The organism is Microvirga sp. Mcv34, from assembly GCF_024519725.1.
In the GTDB taxonomy this organism is placed as follows: Bacteria; Pseudomonadota; Alphaproteobacteria; order Rhizobiales; family Beijerinckiaceae; genus Microvirga.
Map to the genome: position 1 here is coordinate 1 of NZ_JALJRK010000186.1, position 3,095 is coordinate 3,095.

A 3,095-nucleotide genomic window follows, 5' to 3' on the forward strand; every position below is an offset into this window, starting at 1 on the left:
GGACGACCTGATCAGGCAAGCCGCAGCCGATCCCAACAACGCTGCCGCACTAAACAGTTTTCCCAAAAGCTAAGGGCTGCATCCGATTTATGCTAGCGGGCGATGCCCTTGTCGAGAAGGCGTTTTGCCGCTTTGGCAATCATCTCGCAATCACCTTCCGAGAACGGGCTGATGTTGTGCATGGTAATGCTTTCGAGACCCTCGACTACGAGCCATGCCAGAACAGCGGCCTCCGGTTCATCCGACTTCCGCTGCAGGTCCTGGTACACGCTTCCAAGAACCTTGCGAACCGGCTCCAGCAGGTTCGGGTTCTCGGCCGAGGCCGCCAGCATCCCGGTGGCGATCTCTCGCATCTTGCCATGGCGCATCTTGAGGCTGGCCCCAATCTGCAGGCGCGCCTGCAGATTGGGGCCAGCCGGTTCGGTCTTACGCAGAAGTTCTTTCTCGGCCTCGACCTCGTCGATCATGCGCTGGATCATCGCCTGAAGCAGCGCATCCTTGGTCTTGAAGTTGTAGAGCAGCCCGCCTCGCTCAGGCCGGCACGCTCGGCGATGGCTTCAAGGGTTGGCACCTGCTGCAAGTTATTGTATCTATCGTAACATGACGGTACGTACGATGACGTTGTCAGCTTGGGCCAAGCAGCAAGGCGTGTCGCGCATGACCGCCTGGCGCATGGCCACAGCTGGGAGCACCGCGGGAGCCAGGACGAGTCCTGCTGGCCGATGGGTCGTGGATGTCGTCGATCCCGAGGCGCCAAAGCTCACGGTGGCCTACGCCCGCGTCTCGTCCCACGACCAGAAGCACGACCTCGATGCCAGGTGGCCCGCATCGCCGAGGGGGCGGCCGCGTCCGGCACCCGGGTCGACCGCTCCGTGCGGGAGATCGCCTCGGGACTGAACGACAGGCGGCGCGAACTCGGCGCCCTTCTCGCCGAACCGCAGGTCGGCACGATCATCGTCGAACACCGCGACCGGCTCGCCCGCTTTGGCGTGGTGCAACTCGAGCAGTCCCTCAAGGCCCAGAAGCGTTCCCTAGCCGTCATCGATCCAGGAGGGGTCCAGGATGACCTCGTGCGGGACATGATCGAGCTGATGACCTGCGTCTCCGCTCGCGTGTACGGCAAGCGCTCCGCCCGCAACCGCGCCCTGCGTGCCGCCGCGGCGCTCAAGCCTTGATGCGCACCTTCTGCACCGTCGTCCGGGATCCGAACGCGGACGCAGTCCTCGCACCCGTGGGTGACCTTCTTGGACGCGTTAAGCACTGGAGCTTCAAGCAGATCCACGCGCTCAGGCGCCCCGTGGCGCAGGTGAAGGAGGCGCTCAAGCGCTTCGGCATCAGCGCGCGCCACTTCAACGGCATCCGCTTCGACCTCGACCAGGCGGTGAACGCCTGGCGCGGCTCCGTCGAGTACCGCATCTCGCAGCTCGAGGATGCCGCCGAGGCGACCAAGAAACGCATCGCCACGTTCGAGAGACAGATGGCGAAAGCAAAGGCCGAGAAGCGCAGGAAGAGCCTGCACTTCAAGCAAGTCGGCAAGAAACCTAGGCTCGACGTTCTCAAGGGACGTCTGTGCGTCGCACGGGCCGAGCTGCGGGCAGCGACCCCGAAGGTGTGCTTCGGCGGACGCGAGCTTCTTCGTGACATGGATACCGATGAGGCGGCGGTCTGGAAGTGGCGCGACAGGCGTAGCGGGCGCATCAACCTCGTGGGCGCCGCCTGCGAGGCGCAGGGCAACCAGAGCTGCCGCTGGGACGGGGAGAACCTCACGCTGCACCTGCCCGACGCGCTCGGCGGCGAGGTGGTCACCATCAAGGGCGTGACGTTCCGCTACGGGCAGGCCGAGATGCTGCGCGGCCTCGAGCGCAACAGGGACAAGGCCACGCGCACGGGCATCACCTGGCTGCTGTTGCGCGACGATCAAGGACGCTGGAGCGTCCGTGCCACGGTGGACGAGGCTGTCGCGAAGGTAGTGACCGACATCCGGCTCGGCGCCATTGGCGTGGACGTCAATGTGGATCACCTGGCGGTGGTGATCACCGACAGGCACGGGAATCCCACGAGACGGCTCAAGTTGCCGTTCCCCGACGCTGATGTACCGAGCGACAAAGCCTCGGCGATGATCGGCGCGGCCTGCAAGGCCTTGAGCCTCCTAGAGCAACGGCAGTTCTGATGGAGTCGTTGGGGCTATGCGGGGTACCGGCTTCGTGATTCACTCATCCCGACCCTCGTTTGAGGAGATGAGCGATGACCAAGTCCTACTCGCTAGACCTGCGCCGCCGAGTGGCGCGCTTTGTCGAGGCGGGCCATTCCTGCCATGAGGCCGCCCGCCACTTCGAGGTCTCGGTCGCCTTCGTGGTCCGGCTCATGGCGACGTACCGGGCCACCGGCAGTTTGGCCCCCAAGCCGGAGGGCGGCTGGCGCTACTCCAAGCTCGACCCCCATCGCGAGTTCCTGCTCCAACGTGTGGCCGAGAAGGGCGACATCACCATGCCCCAACTTGCCGCCGAACTGCTGGCCCTCGGCACCAAGGTCACCCCGGCCTCCATCTCGCACTGGTTCCGCCGCCAGGGCTACCGCTTCAAAAAAAACGCTGCGGGCCAGCGAACAAGGACGCTCCGACGTACGCCAGGCGCGCGAGCACTGGCACACCAAGCGCCAGCCGCGCATGCAGCAGGAGCCGCATCGGCTCGTGTTTCTGGATGAGACTGGCACCTCGACCAAGATGACGCGCCTGCGCGGCCGCTGCCTGAAAGGGCAGCGCCTGTATGCCAAGGCACCGTTCGGCCACTGGCTGACCCAGACCTTTGTCGCCGGGCTGCGCTACTCGGGACTGACGGCCCCGTGGGTGATTGATGGGCCGATGACCCGGCAGATCTTCGAGACCTATGTGGAGACGCAACTGGCGCCAACCTTGTCGAAAGGGGACGTGGTGATCCTCGACAACCTGCCGGCACACAAGAGCGAGAAGGCCGCCCAGTGTCTGAAACAGCGCGGCGCCTGGTTCCTGTTCCTGCCCGCTTATTCGCCCGATCTGAACCCAATTGAGATCGGATCAACGTGGAACCGCTGAACGTGAGGTTCCATTGACACCGCGA

5 protein-coding genes are annotated in these 3,095 nt (G+C 64.7%); 4 read left to right on the plus strand and 1 reads right to left on the minus strand.

The genetic code is table 11. The annotated features are described in order from the left end of the window. Positions 1 to 92 precede the first annotated feature (92 nt). Positions 93 to 479 carry a hypothetical protein gene (locus tag OC446_RS29790; protein ID WP_262032502.1) on the minus strand — a complete coding sequence of 129 codons (387 nt, stop codon included), beginning with the start codon at positions 477 to 479 and terminating at the stop codon, positions 93 to 95. A 339-nt stretch (positions 480 to 818) separates the two neighbouring features. On the opposite strand from OC446_RS29790, the gene OC446_RS29795 reads away from it, so the two are divergent. From OC446_RS29795 to OC446_RS29810, 4 genes are all read left to right on the plus strand, one after another. After that, on the plus strand, positions 819 to 1,175 hold the full coding sequence (locus OC446_RS29795; RefSeq protein WP_262032503.1) for a recombinase family protein: 357 nt from the start codon (positions 819 to 821) through the stop codon (positions 1,173 to 1,175). Continuing rightward, positions 1,175 to 2,170, plus strand: a complete 996-nt coding sequence (locus OC446_RS29800) for a hypothetical protein (protein ID WP_262032504.1) — start codon at positions 1,175 to 1,177, stop codon at positions 2,168 to 2,170. Before OC446_RS29795 ends, OC446_RS29800 begins: the two co-directional genes overlap by 1 nt. A gap of 74 nt (positions 2,171 to 2,244) precedes the next feature. Then, entirely contained in the window at positions 2,245 to 2,703 is a 459-nt protein-coding gene (locus tag OC446_RS29805) for an IS630 transposase-related protein (RefSeq protein ID WP_262032505.1), read from the plus strand. Then, positions 2,591 to 3,070, plus strand: a complete 480-nt coding sequence (locus OC446_RS29810) for an IS630 family transposase (protein ID WP_262032506.1) — start codon at positions 2,591 to 2,593, stop codon at positions 3,068 to 3,070. The genes OC446_RS29805 and OC446_RS29810 overlap by 113 nt, the downstream gene beginning before the upstream one ends. The last annotated feature ends 25 nt before the right edge of the window (positions 3,071 to 3,095 follow it).